Here is a 15,849-nt window from a genome sequence, read left to right on the forward strand (position 1 = left end):
TAAGAGACAAAGCGCCTCTCTATGCATAAGCATTATCACTACCAATTATGACACTTTTGTGACCTTTGAAAACAAATTTTCATATAACTTTCTTTTGAGGTTCATTCGGATATTTTTCATTTCTATTAAGACATCAGCACAAAAATTCCCTATGATTAGTCCCTTGTCATCAAGCCTAGAGAAGATTTATGTGGTTTAAAAACTGTCTGGTATACCGCGTTAACCGCGAGGTTACTTTTAACGCCGAACAACTAGAAACTCAGCTGTCTGAATTCCGATTCACCCCGTGTGGCAGTCAAGACAAACAGAAATTTGGCTGGGTCAGTGCAATGGGTAGACATGGCGATATGATGACTCACGTGTCAGAAAACCGCATTCTGATTTGCGCCAAGAAAGAAGAGAAAATGCTACCTGCCTCTGTGATCAAAGAATCATTGAATGCAAAAGTAGAAGCAATGGAAGCGCAAGAAGGTCGTCCTCTGAAGAAGAAAGAGAAAGACAACCTGAAAGATGACATCGTAATGGATTTACTGCCGCGCGCATTCAGCCGCAGCAGCCACTCTCACGTGCTCATCATGCCAAAAGAAGGTTTTATCCTTGTTGATGCAAGCAGCTATAAAAAAGCAGAAGATGTATTAGCATTGCTTCGTAAAACCATGGGTAGTCTACCTGTTGTTCCTGCTATTCCAGAGGTGGCGATTGAAACTACGCTAACCGAGTGGGTGAAAAGCGGTGACACACCTCAAGGTATCAGCATGATGGACGAAGCTGAGCTAAAATCCGTACTTGAAGAAGGTGGTGTGATTCGCTGTAAGAAGCAAGAGCTAACCACTGATGAAATCCGCAACCACATCGCTGCGGATAAGGTCGTGACGAAACTTGCGCTTAATTGGCAAGATCGTATTGAGTTCATTATGACGGAAGATGCAGGCATCAAACGTCTAAAATTCTCTGATGAATTGAAAGATCAAAACGATGATATTCCACGTGAAGATCAAGCAGCTCGATTTGATGCAGACTTCTCTCTAATGTGTGGAGAGTTCAGTGCTTTCCTTCCCAACCTATACGATGCGCTAGGCGGCTTACCGAATCCTAACGCATAATATTGTATAAAGGTTAACCATAACGCCCTCACTTTTTTTGAGGGCGTTTTTCTATCTGAAGCACAATTACCCTAGTCACAGTTCACATTTTGACGTAAAATTTGCGCCCCATTTCCATTAGGTGGAATTGGCCTGACTTGTGATCAGATAAAAGAGAATTGAGCAATGACAACTGAGAAAGCATTCGTGCCTGAGCTACTATCTCCAGCGGGCAGCCTGAAAAACATGCGTTACGCATTCGCCTACGGGGCAGATGCAGTTTACGCTGGCCAACCTCGCTACAGCCTTCGCGTACGTAACAACGAGTTTAACCACGAGAACCTAAAAATCGGTATCGATGAAGCCCACGCCCTAGGCAAAAAGCTTTATGTGGTATGTAACATTCAACCACACAACTCGAAGCTAAAAACGTTCATCCGTGATCTTAAGCCAATCGTAGAGATGGGTCCTGACGCATTGATCATGTCAGATCCAGGCCTAATTATGATGGTTCGTGAAGCTTTCCCAGAAATGCCAATTCACCTTTCTGTACAAGCGAACGCTGTAAACTGGGCGACCGTTAAGTTCTGGGCAGCGAATGGCGTGGGACGTGTGATCGTTTCTCGCGAGCTATCTCTAGAAGAAATCGAAGAAATTCGTGAGCATTGCCCTGAAACTGAGCTTGAAGTATTCGTTCACGGTGCATTATGCATGGCTTACTCAGGTCGTTGTCTACTTTCTGGCTATATCAACAAACGTGACCCTAACCAAGGCACTTGCACTAACGCATGCCGCTGGGAATACAAAGTTGAAGAGGGTAAAGAAAACGACGCTGGTGATATCGTAGAGAAATTCGACCCGACTGAAGCACAGCCTGTCGAAGTACAAGACGAGCGCCCTGAAACCACAATTGGTCGCGGCCAACCAACAGATGAAGTCGTTCTGCTTTCTGAAGCACACCGTCCAGAAGAAAAAATGGCAGCTTACGAAGACGAGCATGGTACTTACATCATGAACTCTAAAGACCTACGAGCGGTTCAGCACGTTGAACGCTTAACTAAGATGGGTGTTCACTCATTGAAAATTGAAGGTCGTACTAAATCGTTCTACTACTGCGCACGTACCGCTCAAGTTTATCGTAAAGCAATTGATGATGCTGTAGCAGGTCGACCATTCGATGAAAGCCTAATGGGTACACTAGAAAGCCTAGCTCACCGTGGCTACACTGAAGGCTTCCTACGCCGTCATACACACGATACTTACCAAAACTACGATTACGGTTACTCAGTCTCTGATGCTCAACAGTTTGTTGGTGAATTCACTGGCAAACGTCGTGGTGACATGGCTGAAGTAGAAGTAAAAAATAAGTTTCTTGTCGGTGATAGCCTTGAACTAATGACGCCAAAAGGCAATATTGTTTTCACGCTAGAGGCAATGGAAAACCGCAAGTCAGAGTCTATTGAAGACGCGAAAGGAAACGGTCACTTTGTATTCATTCCAGTACCAGCAGAGCTAGATTTAGAATATGGCCTATTAATGCGTAATCTAAACTCAGGGCAGGACACCCGTAACCCGACTGGTAAGTAACCATGGCCTTGCTCATTACTGATAAATGCATTAACTGCGACATGTGTGATCCCGAATGCCCCAATGGGGCAATCAGTATGGGAGAGAGCATTTTCGAAATTGATCCAGCGCTATGTACAGAGTGTAAGGGGCATTACGAAAAGCCGACCTGTCAGTCAGTGTGTCCAATTACAAAATGCATAATCACTGATCCGAACCATGTCGAAACTGAAGAGCAGTTGCTTGAAAAATTCGTGATTATTCAAGGGTTAGCATAAGAGCAATTAGGTTCAACTTTGGCATCAAAGTTGAACCTTTTCTCAACCTGATTTTTCAATAGGGATAATATTGCAGAACAGCTCTTTTTCAAAATGATACTCTAGTCTCTCACGCCAATTTTCCGCTTGAGAAACAGGTATTAAATAAAAGTTTTCTCGGCTCGTATCAGTAACGAAAGCCATCCCATATTGCATCAGCTCATAATGCACATCATTAACAAAACCCGGATCAAGGCGTTGACGCCCAGTCAGGTGATTCACATCCTCTCGAGTCAAAGAGACTCCTTTAGTATCACTGCTAAATCTGTGTCTTAACCACTCTGCAAATTCTTTTGCACAAATCATAGTCATGGTTTTGTCCTTGATTTACTCTTCTAACAGGAAAAGGGCATATCCCTGCCTTACACACTTGTCTGCGTTGTTATCGCTTTTTAGCCAACTGACAGACATATTGCTAAGAAACCAGAGTATCGTGACGAAAGATCTTTTTCTAAACAAAGAAGTTACAACTTACCCATACTACAACTCTTTGTTTAATTTAGACTTCTATAATATGTCCCCAAAACTAATTGGGTTAGTTTTTGTATTGGTATTATTCAATGTAGACAAAAGTATGATGTTTCTCCAGTTTCATAAAAGAGATCACCAAGTACAGATAAACCTGAAGAGTAACACTAATTAGGATTGATAAGCGGCAAGCATTGAGGTGGAACGACTTTTTTTCGTTTGGGCTTAGAGGTTGTTTTTACCCGTGGAGGGGGATCAATAGGTTTTGCTTTCGGGGCCCAACTTGCAAGCTCAACACCGCAGCCATCGCCTACTGGAGGTGGTGCTTGATCAACACAATAGTCGCTCGAATCAGGACAAGACAACCTGACGTGAAAGTGGTAATGATGCCCCCACCATGGACGTACTTTACGTAACCAAGAACGATCTTTGCCGTTTTCTTGCAAGCAAAGTTGCTCCTTAATAACAGGATGTACAAAAATTCGTGCAACATCCTTACTTTTTGAAGCGTACCGAATTAGCTTAAAGTGCCGTTCTTCCCAGCGATGATTAAGTATGGAATAACCTTTTAAATCCACCACACTCATGGGCTTAGGAAGTTGTAATTCGTTATAAGAAAGCGGTTGGTCAGCAAGCCTTAACCAGATATCGATATCTAACCCGGTTTGATGACTAGAATGACCAGAGGAGAACCTTCCACCTCTAGGTAAAGACAAATCACCAATTAGCAGAGTGGTGTTGAGATTTTGATGAGCTTTAAGCGCCAGATTTTCAATAAACTCTATCGTTTTAGGGTGCCCATAGTAGCGCTTCGTTTTACTACGTAAGACTTGATAACCAACGCCATCGAGAGGCAAGGGTAATGCACCATCTAAACAACCGTTAGCATAACTACCAATAGAGGAGGAAGAGTTTCGGGTAGGATTAACCACAGACTCCCAAGGAGTAGAACATACTGAAGCTGAGAAACATAAACCCAAAGTTACAATGAAACTCAGCCTCATAGCCTTTAACCTTTAGTAGTGTTCGCCATTATCGTAATAAGCTTTAGGAGATAAGGCGGAAAAGATAACTGCAACATCAATATCGGCACCAGCGATACCGCGCACTTGTTGCGTAATAAGCTTGGCAACTTCATCTTGCACTACCTGGCCACGGTCGAACCAAAGCACTTCGACAAAAGGATATGCAGCACTCACCTCACCCTCATTGAAAAACGTAGTGTAGATATACTCAAAAGTAAAATCCTCACGCGGACAGTCCATTAGAGGCTGAAGTTCATCCGTAAGGGGTTTTGATAATGCCTGAACAGCTTGTGGCTCTACAGCACGGAATCGAAAATGTGGCATAAACTTACTTCCTAATTATTAGCATTAATGCATGATGATAACAGGAACCAAGTCAGTAATCATCCAAGCCAATGTAACCACTGACCTTTCAATAGATTGTGAATCAGATGTGCTCGATAACGAAGAAAAAGTGTTATGAAATTCGAAGGTAAAACAGAAAGAGCAACGCGATACATCAACATTTAGTAATTACATTACTAGAAAATAAAACTATCTGAAGCAAAGGTATGCCATATTCGTTGGATAAACATACACCTGACATCGAAATTATACGTTAGGAATAAAAGAGACCCTGACCTAAGCCAGAGCTTATGAATATGGGGGATAGGTGAAGTGGACCAATATCCCGGAGATATGAGCTTTCAATCCCCCCGATACTTTGGTATCAGAGGAATCGACAACTCTTCCAACTAGTCAGCTTCTCTTTTCTTCAGATGCAAAAAAGCCCCAGCATTACTGCTGAGGCTTTAGAGTATGGCAGGGGTGGAGAGATTCGAACTCCCAACACGCGGATTTGGAATCCGCTGCTCTGCCAATTGGAGCTACACCCCTGTAATTCGTGTTTATTGAGACGACGCTCAAATAAGTGGCGGAGTGGACGGGACTCGAACCCGCGACCCCCGGCGTGACAGGCCGGTATTCTAACCAACTGAACTACCACTCCGCAGTGGTATCACTCGCTTTAATAAGCAAGCGTCCGCTTTTGTCTTCACTTTTCGAAAAAGTGAAAATAAAACTAAAGCCTGGCGATGTTCTACTCTCACATGGGGAAGCCCCACACTACCATCGACGCTATTTCGTTTCACTTCTGAGTTCGGCATGGAAGTCAGGTGGGTCCAAAACGCTATGGTCGCCAAGCAAATTCTTTAATCTGGAAAGCCGTTTTTTTAATTCTCGTTCTTACACATTCAATGTTCTTTCATTGAGTCCATCAAAACCCCTTGGGTGTTGTATGGTTAAGCCTCACGGGCAATTAGTACAGGTTAGCTCAACGCCTCACAACGCTTACACACCCTGCCTATCAACGTCGTAGTCTACGACAACCCTTTAGGATACTTAAAGTATCAGGGAGAACTCATCTCAAGGCTCGCTTCCCGCTTAGATGCTTTCAGCGGTTATCGATCCCGAACTTAGCTACCGGGCAATGCGTCTGGCGACACAACCCGAACACCAGAGGTTCGTCCACTCCGGTCCTCTCGTACTAGGAGCAGCCCCTTTCAATTCTCCAACGCCCACGGCAGATAGGGACCGAACTGTCTCACGACGTTCTAAACCCAGCTCGCGTACCACTTTAAATGGCGAACAGCCATACCCTTGGGACCGACTTCAGCCCCAGGATGTGATGAGCCGACATCGAGGTGCCAAACACCGCCGTCGATATGAACTCTTGGGCGGTATCAGCCTGTTATCCCCGGAGTACCTTTTATCCGTTGAGCGATGGCCCTTCCATTCAGAACCACCGGATCACTATGACCTGCTTTCGCACCTGCTCGAATTGTCATTCTCGCAGTCAAGCGGGCTTATGCCATTGCACTAACCTCACGATGTCCAACCGTGATTAGCCCACCTTCGTGCTCCTCCGTTACGCTTTGGGAGGAGACCGCCCCAGTCAAACTACCCACCAGGCACTGTCCGCAACCCCGATAAGGGGTCGACGTTAGAACATCAACACTACAAGGGTGGTATTTCAAGGACGGCTCCACGCAATCTAGCGACTGCGCTTCAAAGCCTCCCACCTATCCTACACATGTAGGGTCAATGTTCAGTGCCAAGCTGTAGTAAAGGTTCACGGGGTCTTTCCGTCTAGCCGCGGGTACACTGCATCTTCACAGCGATTTCAATTTCACTGAGTCTCGGGTGGAGACAGCGTGGCCATCATTACGCCATTCGTGCAGGTCGGAACTTACCCGACAAGGAATTTCGCTACCTTAGGACCGTTATAGTTACGGCCGCCGTTTACCGGGGCTTCGATCAAGAGCTTCGACCGAAGTCTAACCCCATCAATTAACCTTCCGGCACCGGGCAGGCGTCACACCGTATACGTCATCTTGCGATTTTGCACAGTGCTGTGTTTTTAATAAACAGTTGCAGCCACCTGGTATCTGCGACTCTCAATAGCTCCATCCGCGAGGGACTTCACCGTCGAGAGCGTACCTTCTCCCGAAGTTACGGTACCATTTTGCCTAGTTCCTTCACCCGAGTTCTCTCAAGCGCCTTGGTATTCTCTACCCGACCACCTGTGTCGGTTTGGGGTACGATTCCTTACAATCTGAAGCTTAGAGGCTTTTCCTGGAAGCATGGCATCAATGACTTCACATCCGTAGATGCTCGACGTCGTGTCTCAGCTTTAAGAAGAGCCGGATTTACCTAACTCTTCAGCCTACGCACTTGAACCTGGACAACCGTCGCCAGGCCCACCTAGCCTTCTCCGTCCCCCCATCGCAATTGTAAGAAGTACGGGAATATTAACCCGTTTCCCATCGACTACGCCTTTCGGCCTCGCCTTAGGGGTCGACTTACCCTGCCCCGATTAACGTTGGACAGGAACCCTTGGTCTTCCGGCGAGGAGGTTTTTCACCCCCTTTATCGTTACTCATGTCAGCATTCGCACTTCTGATACGTCCAGCATGCGTTACCACACACCTTCAACCGCTTACAGAACGCTCCCCTACCCAATGCACTAAAGTGCATTGCCGCAGCTTCGGTTTACTACTTAGCCCCGTTACATCTTCCGCGCAGGCCGACTCGACCAGTGAGCTATTACGCTTTCTTTAAATGATGGCTGCTTCTAAGCCAACATCCTGGCTGTCTGAGCCTTCCCACATCGTTTCCCACTTAGTAGTAATTTGGGACCTTAGCTGGCGGTCTGGGTTGTTTCCCTCTCCACGACGGACGTTAGCACCCGCCGTGTGTCTCCCGGATAGTACTTACTGGTATTCGGAGTTTGCAAAGGGTTGGTAAGTCGGGATGACCCCCTAGCCTTAACAGTGCTCTACCCCCAGTAGTATTCGTCCGAGGCGCTACCTAAATAGCTTTCGGGGAGAACCAGCTATCTCCAGGTTTGATTGGCCTTTCACCCCTAGCCACAAGTCATCCGCTAATTTTTCAACATTAGTCGGTTCGGTCCTCCAGTTGATGTTACTCAACCTTCAACCTGCCCATGGCTAGATCACCTGGTTTCGGGTCTATATCCAGAGACTGAACGCCCAGTTAAGACTCGGTTTCCCTACGGCTCCCCTAGATGGTTAACCTTGCCACTGAATATAAGTCGCTGACCCATTATACAAAAGGTACGCAGTCACAGGACAAAGCCTGCTCCTACTGCTTGTACGTACACGGTTTCAGGTTCTATTTCACTCCCCTCACAGGGGTTCTTTTCGCCTTTCCCTCACGGTACTGGTTCACTATCGGTCAGTCAGTAGTATTTAGCCTTGGAGGATGGTCCCCCCATATTCAGACAGGATATCACGTGTCCCGCCCTACTCGATTTCACTGAACACACGTCGTCAACTACGGGACTATCACCCTGTATCGTCGGCCTTTCCAGGCTGTTCGTCTAACGCGTGTAAAGCTTAAGGGCTAGTCCAATTTCGCTCGCCGCTACTTTCGGAATCTCGGTTGATTTCTTTTCCTCGGGGTACTTAGATGTTTCAGTTCCCCCGGTTCGCCCTGTTGAGCTATGTATTCACTCAACAGTAATACCTTATGATATTGGGTTTCCCCATTCGGAAATCCCAGACTCAAATGGTTTTTACTACCTAATCTGGGCTTATCGCAAGTTAATACGTCCTTCATCGCCTCTGACTGCCAAGGCATCCACCGTGTACGCTTAGTCACTTAACCATACAACCCGAAGGAGTTTCGAGTTGATAATCAAATCACCAAAGTTGTCTCTCATTATTTGAATGAGCGAGAGACATTCGATTTTGCCGGACTCATCTCTTTACCTTCATTTTTAGAAAAAATGAAAACAAAAAGCCAAGAACACTTGAATGTGTTTTTTGGTGTTTGTCTTAAAGACAAACATTGAGAACTTTACAAACAACAATAAATTGTTGTTTTGTCAGCTTTCCAAATTGTTAAAGAGCTAATCACTTCTAATGAAGTAACCATTTTTAAAAACTCTCAAGAGAGAATGTTTAAAGATGGTATCCCGTAGGGGAGTCGAACCCCTGTTACCGCCGTGAAAGGGCGGTGTCCTAGGCCTCTAGACGAACGGGACACTGAGTATGTGGTGGAGCTAATCGGGATCGAACCGATGACCTCTTCGCTGCCAGCGAAGCGCTCTCCCAGCTGAGCTATAGCCCCACATAAATTGCTTCAGCATTTTATGCAGAACCAATTTTGCTCTGAAATCTAAACCATATCAATCTGTGTGGACACTCATCGCAATAATCATCGTTTAAGGAGGTGATCCAGCGCCAGGTTCCCCTAGCGCTACCTTGTTACGACTTCACCCCAGTCATGAACCACAAAGTGGTAAGCGTCCCCCCGAAGGTTAAACTACCTACTTCTTTTGCAGCCCACTCCCATGGTGTGACGGGCGGTGTGTACAAGGCCCGGGAACGTATTCACCGTGGCATTCTGATCCACGATTACTAGCGATTCCGACTTCATGGAGTCGAGTTGCAGACTCCAATCCGGACTACGACGCACTTTTTGGGATTCGCTCACTTTCGCAAGTTGGCCGCCCTCTGTATGCGCCATTGTAGCACGTGTGTAGCCCTACTCGTAAGGGCCATGATGACTTGACGTCGTCCCCACCTTCCTCCGGTTTATCACCGGCAGTCTCCCTGGAGTTCCCGACATTACTCGCTGGCAAACAAGGATAAGGGTTGCGCTCGTTGCGGGACTTAACCCAACATTTCACAACACGAGCTGACGACAGCCATGCAGCACCTGTCTCAGAGTTCCCGAAGGCACCAATCCATCTCTGGAAAGTTCTCTGGATGTCAAGAGTAGGTAAGGTTCTTCGCGTTGCATCGAATTAAACCACATGCTCCACCGCTTGTGCGGGCCCCCGTCAATTCATTTGAGTTTTAATCTTGCGACCGTACTCCCCAGGCGGTCTACTTAACGCGTTAGCTCCGAAAGCCACGGCTCAAGGCCACAACCTCCAAGTAGACATCGTTTACGGCGTGGACTACCAGGGTATCTAATCCTGTTTGCTCCCCACGCTTTCGCATCTGAGTGTCAGTATCTGTCCAGGGGGCCGCCTTCGCCACCGGTATTCCTTCAGATCTCTACGCATTTCACCGCTACACCTGAAATTCTACCCCCCTCTACAGTACTCTAGTCTGCCAGTTTCAAATGCTATTCCGAGGTTGAGCCCCGGGCTTTCACATCTGACTTAACAAACCACCTGCATGCGCTTTACGCCCAGTAATTCCGATTAACGCTCGCACCCTCCGTATTACCGCGGCTGCTGGCACGGAGTTAGCCGGTGCTTCTTCTGTCGCTAACGTCAAACGAATACGCTATTAACGTACCCGCCTTCCTCACGACTGAAAGTGCTTTACAACCCGAAGGCCTTCTTCACACACGCGGCATGGCTGCATCAGGCTTGCGCCCATTGTGCAATATTCCCCACTGCTGCCTCCCGTAGGAGTCTGGACCGTGTCTCAGTTCCAGTGTGGCTGATCATCCTCTCAGACCAGCTAGGGATCGTCGCCTTGGTGAGCCCTTACCTCACCAACTAGCTAATCCCACCTAGGCATATCCTGACGCGAGAGGCCCGAAGGTCCCCCTCTTTGGCCCGTAGGCATCATGCGGTATTAGCCATCGTTTCCAATGGTTATCCCCCACATCAGGGCAATTTCCTAGGCATTACTCACCCGTCCGCCGCTCGACGCCGTTATCGTTCCCCGAAGGTTCAGATAACTCGTTTCCGCTCGACTTGCATGTGTTAGGCCTGCCGCCAGCGTTCAATCTGAGCCATGATCAAACTCTTCAATTTAAGATTTTGTTTGGCTCAATGAATACTGAACATTACATAAGTAATGTTTGAATTGACTGTGCTCTTATTGGTTTTCACTTTTGAAAAGTAAAACAAAACAGCTCAAGGCTGCTTCCCAATTCGAATGGTCACTTCGTATCATTGAAACCTAATTTTAAGCCGAAGCTTCTAATTGGATTATCATCAACGAGTGCCCACACAGATTGATAGGTCTATATTGTTAAAGAGCACACTTCGAAGTTCTCTTCAAAGTGGACGGCCATTTTAGCTAGATAACTTATCGTGTCAAACACTTTTTTAAGTTATTTATCTGCGAGTTAATTTTAACTCACTAACCGTAGTTGTTTAGGTTCCGCTTTACTTGCTTTCCCGTGACAACGGAGGCGCATTATAGGGAGTTCATTAAAGAACACAAGTGCATTTTTAAAAAAAACTCACCTTTTTAGTTTATTCGTATAGAAAACAGACAAAAGACTCTAAAAAACTATAGAAAAGGGGCCAAACGGCCCCTTTAGTGTGATTTTTATCTCAATTTTACTGTATCCATACAATTATTGATGAGCACAAATTTGGTCATTAGTAACAATTAGCTGCACTGTCTTGTCTGGAACGATTTCACCAGACAGAATTGATTTGGCTAACGGATTCTCGACATTCTGCTGAATTGCACGTTTTAAAGGACGCGCACCATACACAGGATCGAAACCAACTTGAGCGATCAAATCGAGCGCTTTGTCGGAAACTTCTAGTTGATAGCCTTTCTCCTCTAGTCGTTTCGCCAAACGTCCCAATTGAATAGAAGCAATGGACTTAATGTGTTCTTGACCAAGTGGATGGAACACCACGATTTCGTCAACACGGTTCAAGAACTCTGGGCGGAAGTGTTTGCTAACCACATCCATCACTTCACTCTTGATACCTTGATAGTCTAATGTTGCGAAATTCTCTTGGATACGAGATGAACCCAAGTTAGATGTCATGATCACAACCGTATTACGGAAGTCAACAGTACGACCTTGACCATCCGTTAAACGCCCATCATCGAGAACTTGCAGCAGAATGTTAAATACATCCGGATGCGCTTTCTCTACTTCGTCTAACAAAATTACCGAATACGGCTTGCGACGAACCGCTTCCGTTAAGTAACCACCCTCTTCATATCCGACATAGCCTGGAGGCGCACCCACCAATCTTGCCACTGAGTGTTTCTCCATGAACTCAGACATATCGATACGGACCATCGCATCTTCGCTGTCGAACATAAAGCTCGCAAGTGTCTTACAAAGCTCTGTTTTACCCACACCAGTTGGACCTAAGAATAAGAAGGAGCCAATTGGTCGGTTTGGATCAGAAAGCCCAGCTCGACTACGACGAATGGCATTCGATACAACAGAGACCGCTTCGCTTTGACCTACCACACGATTATGCAGCACGTCTTCCATGCGAAGTAGTTTCTCTTTTTCCGCTTCTAGCATCTTGGATACCGGAATACCGGTTTGCTTAGAAAGTACTTCTGCAATCTCGTTGTCGGTTACTTTATTACGCAATAGCGTCATTTCCTGCATTTCAGCTTGGGTTGCAAGATCTAACTGCTTCTCAAGTTCAGGAATACGACCATATTGAAGCTCCGACATGCGGTTTAGATCACCAGCTCGGCGAGCAAACTCCATGTCCATACGAGCTTGTTCAAGCTCAGACTTAATATGTTGAGTACCAGAAAGAGCTGCTTTTTCTGTATTCCAAACCTCTTCTAGTTCAGCGTACTCACGTTCTTTTTCATTGAGTTCTTCATTAAGCGCTTTCAAACGCTTTTCACTCGCTTCATCGTGCTCGTTACTTAGTGCTTGCTGCTCAATTTTGAGTTGGATGATTTTACGCTCAAGCTTATCCAAGGACTCCGGCTTAGAGTCAATTTGTAAACGAATGCTTGAAGCCGCTTCGTCGATTAAGTCGATCGCTTTATCCGGCAACTGACGGTCGGAGACATAGCGATGTGACAAACTCGCCGCAGCAACAATCGCTGGGTCGGTAATTTCGACGTGATGATGAAGCTCATAACGCTCCTTCAAGCCACGTAAAATCGCCACGGTATCCTCAACGGTCGGCTCATCCACCAGCACTTTTTGGAAACGACGTTCTAATGCTGCATCTTTTTCGATGTACTGACGATATTCATCCAATGTTGTTGCGCCAACACAGTGCAGCTCACCACGAGCTAATGCCGGTTTTAGCATGTTGCCCGCATCCATTGAGCCTTCACCTTTACCAGCACCGACCATAGTGTGTAGTTCATCAATGAAGAGGATGACATTGCCTTCTTCTTTAGCAAGTTCATTCAATACTGATTTTAAACGCTCTTCAAATTCCCCACGGTATTTCGCGCCAGCAACCAGTGCGCCCATATCCAGTGATAGCACACGGCGACCACGCAGACCTTCAGGTACTTCATTGTTAACTATGCGCTGCGCTAAGCCTTCAACAATTGCTGTCTTACCTACGCCTGGTTCACCGATAATCACAGGGTTGTTTTTAGTACGACGCTGCAATACCTGGATAGTACGACGGATTTCATCATCACGGCCGATAACCGGATCCAATTTACCTTGCTCTGCACGTTCGGTAAGGTCTATGGTGAACTTTTCCAATGCTTGACGAAGCTCTTCTGCATTCGGATCATTGACCTTTTGACCACCTCTGATCTTTTCGATTGCCTGGCTGACTTTTTGCTCTGTTAAGCCGATCTCTTTGAGCAATTGCCCCAATGGTCCGCGATCTTCTAAAGCGGCAAGCAGGAAGACTTCAGACGAGATATAGGAGTCTTGACGCTTTTGCGCCACTTTGTCACACAGGTTAAACAATGTGCCCATCGAGCTAGAGAGCTGAACATCCCCACCGATGCCACTGACTTTTGGTAATCGATCTAACATTTCACTCAATTTAGAGCGTAAATGCGTTACGTCCACATCCAGCATAGTAAGCAATGGACGAATTGGACTGCCATTTTGATCAAGCAAAGCCACCATGAGGTGAACTGGCTCGATATATTGATGATCGCGCCCTAACGCTAGTGATTGAGCATCAGAGATAGCGATTTGAAACTTACTTGTGAATCGATCAAGACGCATATCTACCTTCCTAACCTCAACTAAAGGAAATTCTTTTGACAGTTAGAAAGATGGATACTCGGGTGGGGAATTTCAAGGGAGTGAATGAATAAAGATAGCTTTGCAAAAATAGTAGTATGCATCTTAGCACTTTGGTGCTTATAGCTAGTCTTCGATCCAAATAAAGGTTGCTTGTCGACCAGTCTTACCATCACGGCGATAAGAGTAAAAAGAGGCTTTATCTTGGTAAGTACAAAGTCCAGAATCAAACACTTGTGTCACACCAGTCCGGTTTAGACGTTGCGTTGCCAGCACCGACATGTCAGCAAACCATTTACCGTCGATATCGCGTGGAGCAAATGCTTGATTCGCCTGTGAATCAAAATCAACAAAAGCTTGCAGAACATCTTCACCCACTTCGAAGGCTTGAGGGCCAATGGCGGGGCCAAGCCACGCTATCACTTCACCAGAAAACAACGCTAACGCATTTTCGACAATGCCATTTGCTAAGCCGCGCCAACCTGCGTGAACAGCGGCTACTTGCGTACCTTGTGTATTAGTCAATAATACAGGTAAACAATCGGCGGTCATCGCTGAACAAACAACATGGCTTGAAGAAGTAAATACACCATCCGCATCAAGCACCTGTGTTGTTGGTTCATTTGCTTGAGCCACAACGGTTGAATGCGTTTGGTTTAACCAGATTGGCGCATTTGGCATGCTTGCCTGTTGCGCCAACCAAGCTCGGTTCTTCTCTACTAAAGACAAATCATCCCCAACGTGAGTACCTAAATTTAGCCCTTGGTAAGGGCCTGTCGAAAATCCGCCTATGCGTGTTGAGGCGAAAGCTTTGACATTTTTAGGCGCTGGCCAGTTCGGAATGATCGTCTTCATATTAGAATTCTTCCGGTAAGCCGTGCTCTTCTGTATCTTGACGAAGCGCTTCAGTCATCACAACCATGTCATCAGGCACTGGAGCATGAAACTCAAGAACTTCGCCCGTAATTGGGTGCTCAAAGCGCAGCATTACTGCGTGCAATGCTTGGCGATCGAAGCCCCGGATCATTGCCGTTAGCTCTTCAGACGCACCTGTCGGGATGCGAGCACGTCCACCATATGCAATATCACCGAGCAGCGGATGCTGAAGATAAGACATGTGCACACGAATCTGGTGCGTACGACCCGTTTCTAGACGCAAACGAATACGCGTGTGTTCGCGGAAGCGTTCAGCAACACGGTAGTGCGTTACTGCTGGTTTGCCCATTGGTGCCACCGCCATAAGCGTGCGCTTAGTAGAGTGACGACCAATAGGTTGATCCACTTTACCGCCCGCAGTCATACGACCAATAGCGATCGCTTCGTACTCACGAGTAATATTACGTTTTTGCAGTGCGCGAACCAGACGAGTTTGTGCAGGAACGGTTTTCGCCACCACCATCAAACCCGTTGTGTCTTTATCCAAACGGTGCACGATACCTGCACGAGGTACTTCTGCAATATCAGGGTAATGATGCAACAACGCATTAAGCACAGTGCCATCAGGCGTACCAGCGCCCGGATGAACCACAAAGTCACGAGGTTTGTTGATAACGATAATATCTTCATCTTCATAGACGATATCTAGCGGGATATCTTGCGCTTCCCAGCGTTCTTCATCTTCTAACTCGGCTTGCAATGTAATTTCCTCGCCACCCATTACTTTGGTACGAGGTTTAGTGACAACTTCACCATCAACTTGAACTTTCCCATCAAGCAGCCACTCTTTTAGGCGCGAGCGAGAGAAGTCCGCGAATAATTCGGCGATAGCTTGGTCTAAACGTTGACCTAACTGGCTATCTTTTACGGTATTTGTTAATACAATCTGCTGAGCCATATCGAACTTTTTTAAAAACTGTGAGACTAATGCTCACGACTGTGAAAAAATAGACTATTACGTCATTGTATCTGTTACTGGAAAGAAAGTAACGGCAGCTTAAGAAATATTTAGATTCAAGGAACAGACTCCTG

Annotated in this window: 9 protein-coding genes, 4 tRNA genes and 3 rRNA genes; 3 read left to right on the top strand and 13 right to left on the bottom strand. The window is 46.3% G+C overall.

Annotated elements, in window-relative coordinates; all coding sequences use genetic code 11:
• Positions 1-188 precede the first annotated feature (188 nt).
• From rdgC to UQW94_RS19830, 3 genes are all read left to right on the top strand, one after another.
• Complete coding sequence (rdgC, locus tag UQW94_RS19820) at positions 189-1,103, top strand: recombination-associated protein RdgC (protein WP_054576951.1); 915 nt, start codon at positions 189-191, stop codon at positions 1,101-1,103.
• A 165-nt stretch (positions 1,104-1,268) separates the two neighbouring features.
• The gene (gene yegQ / locus UQW94_RS19825; RefSeq protein WP_322142510.1) at positions 1,269-2,669 is read left to right on the top strand and encodes a tRNA 5-hydroxyuridine modification protein YegQ; all 1,401 of its coding nucleotides are present in this window, start codon (positions 1,269-1,271) and stop codon (positions 2,667-2,669) included.
• A gap of 2 nt (positions 2,670-2,671) precedes the next feature.
• Entirely contained in the window at positions 2,672-2,926 is a 255-nt protein-coding gene (locus UQW94_RS19830; protein ID WP_005381763.1) for a YfhL family 4Fe-4S dicluster ferredoxin, read from the top strand.
• A 42-nt stretch (positions 2,927-2,968) separates the two neighbouring features.
• Here the strand turns inward: UQW94_RS19830 and UQW94_RS19835 are convergent, their stop codons facing one another.
• The 13 genes from UQW94_RS19835 to rluD form a co-directional block, all read right to left on the bottom strand.
• Positions 2,969-3,277, bottom strand: a complete 309-nt coding sequence (locus UQW94_RS19835) for a hypothetical protein (RefSeq protein WP_005381765.1) — start codon at positions 3,275-3,277, stop codon at positions 2,969-2,971.
• Between the two features lie 323 nt (positions 3,278-3,600).
• Positions 3,601-4,437, bottom strand: coding sequence for a penicillin-insensitive murein endopeptidase (gene mepA, locus UQW94_RS19840; protein WP_322142511.1), 837 nt, complete (start codon positions 4,435-4,437; stop codon positions 3,601-3,603).
• Positions 4,438-4,449: 12 nt separating this feature from the next.
• Entirely contained in the window at positions 4,450-4,782 is a 333-nt protein-coding gene (locus tag UQW94_RS19845) for a DUF1904 domain-containing protein (RefSeq protein WP_064353645.1), read from the bottom strand.
• Between the two features lie 475 nt (positions 4,783-5,257).
• Positions 5,258-5,334: transfer RNA gene (locus UQW94_RS19850), tRNA-Trp, on the bottom strand.
• Positions 5,335-5,369: 35 nt separating this feature from the next.
• Positions 5,370-5,446: transfer RNA gene (locus tag UQW94_RS19855), tRNA-Asp, on the bottom strand.
• A 77-nt stretch (positions 5,447-5,523) separates the two neighbouring features.
• Positions 5,524-5,640 (bottom strand): 5S ribosomal RNA (rrf, locus tag UQW94_RS19860).
• Between the two features lie 94 nt (positions 5,641-5,734).
• Positions 5,735-8,625: ribosomal RNA gene (locus UQW94_RS19865) — 23S ribosomal RNA — on the bottom strand.
• A 303-nt stretch (positions 8,626-8,928) separates the two neighbouring features.
• A tRNA-Glu gene (locus UQW94_RS19870) sits at positions 8,929-9,004 on the bottom strand.
• Between the two features lie 10 nt (positions 9,005-9,014).
• Positions 9,015-9,090, bottom strand: a tRNA-Ala gene (locus tag UQW94_RS19875).
• A 95-nt stretch (positions 9,091-9,185) separates the two neighbouring features.
• Positions 9,186-10,738 (bottom strand): 16S ribosomal RNA (locus UQW94_RS19880).
• Together the 16S, 23S and 5S rRNA genes with 4 tRNA genes alongside form the textbook arrangement of a ribosomal RNA operon.
• Before the next feature lie 551 nt (positions 10,739-11,289).
• A complete protein-coding gene (gene clpB / locus UQW94_RS19885) occupies positions 11,290-13,863 on the bottom strand; it encodes an ATP-dependent chaperone ClpB (protein WP_262652783.1) in 2,574 nt (857 codons plus the stop codon).
• Between the two features lie 144 nt (positions 13,864-14,007).
• Entirely contained in the window at positions 14,008-14,736 is a 729-nt protein-coding gene (gene pgeF, locus UQW94_RS19890) for a peptidoglycan editing factor PgeF (RefSeq protein ID WP_104978810.1), read from the bottom strand.
• 1 nt (position 14,737) lies between these two features.
• Complete coding sequence (gene rluD / locus UQW94_RS19895) at positions 14,738-15,715, bottom strand: 23S rRNA pseudouridine(1911/1915/1917) synthase RluD (protein ID WP_005381875.1); 978 nt, start codon at positions 15,713-15,715, stop codon at positions 14,738-14,740.
• Positions 15,716-15,849: the final 134 nt, after the last annotated feature.

The organism is Vibrio sp. PBL-C16, assembly GCF_034321865.1.
GTDB classification, from domain to species: domain Bacteria; phylum Pseudomonadota; class Gammaproteobacteria; order Enterobacterales; family Vibrionaceae; genus Vibrio; species Vibrio alginolyticus.